This window comes from Spirochaeta isovalerica, from assembly GCF_014207565.1.
GTDB lineage: Bacteria > Spirochaetota > Spirochaetia > DSM-2461 > DSM-2461 > Spirochaeta_F > Spirochaeta_F isovalerica.
Window position 1 is genome coordinate 1 of record NZ_JACHGJ010000032.1, and the last position, 1,093, is coordinate 1,093.

1 protein-coding gene is annotated in these 1,093 nt (G+C 35.3%); it reads left to right on the plus strand.

All coding sequences use genetic code 11. From position 1 onward, the window contains the following. Nucleotides 1–31 precede the first annotated feature (31 nt). The gene (locus tag HNR50_RS22135) at nt 32–994 is read left to right on the plus strand and encodes a Fic family protein (RefSeq protein ID WP_184748989.1); all 963 of its coding nucleotides are present in this window, start codon (nt 32–34) and stop codon (nt 992–994) included. The last annotated feature ends 99 nt before the right edge of the window (nt 995–1,093 follow it).

Here is a 1,093-nt window from a genome sequence, read left to right on the forward strand (position 1 = left end):
CGATAGCATCAAATGATACTATCATGAAGCTGTGAAACCACCGTACGATATTACAAAAACGATATTAAATTTATATGGGCAAATTACAGAGGCTTTAGGTATTTGCCAAAGTTTGATGTTGGTAAAACCTGAGGCCAGATTAAGAAGACAAAATAGAATAAAAACAATCCAATCCTCACTAGCAATCGAGGGGAATACTCTAAATATAGAAAATGTAACAGCAATAATAGATAAAAAAAGAATAATTGGACCTCAAAAAGATATTCTCGAGGTCCAAAATGCTATAAAAACATATGACTTACTAAATTCATTCAACCCATACAGGAAACAGGATTTTCTTAAAGCCCATAAATTATTAATGAGTGATCTTGTATTACACGCAGGAGAATACAGGAAAACCCAGGTCGGAATAATGAAAGGTAAGCAAGTTACTCATATTGCTCCAACATCAGAAATGGTTCCAGGACTCATGAATGATCTATTTACATATCTAAAACAAGATGAAGATCTAGAAATTATTAAAAGCTGCGTATTTCACTATGAAATGGAGTTTATTCACCCCTTTGAGGATGGAAATGGAAGAATGGGACGTTTCTGGCAAACTCGGATACTAATGAATGTAAATCCAATATTCGAGTTTGTTCCCATAGAAAAACTCATTAAAGATCACCAGCAAGAATATTATGATGCATTAGCAGTATCTGATAATACAGGTAAATCGACTATCTTCATCGAATTTATGCTGAACATCATCAATGAAGCACTTCGTGATACAATATCGGAATCTAGACCTTCAAGCCCGGATTATACTAAGAGAACAGAAATTGCACTAACAAAACTCAATGATTGGTTTGACCGAAAAGAATATATGAATGTGTGCAAAGGAATATCCAGTGCTACAGCAAGTAGAGATCTTAAGCAATTACTGGAAGAAAATAGAATTGAATCAGCTGGAACAGGTAGAATGACCAGATATAGAAAGAAAAATGGATAACAAAAAAATGCACCTGACAGCCCTACTGTCACAAATACTGCTTTTCGCTTCGCGGCAGTATTTGCGCCAGCTTAACGGTCTGCAGGTGATTTTGGCGTT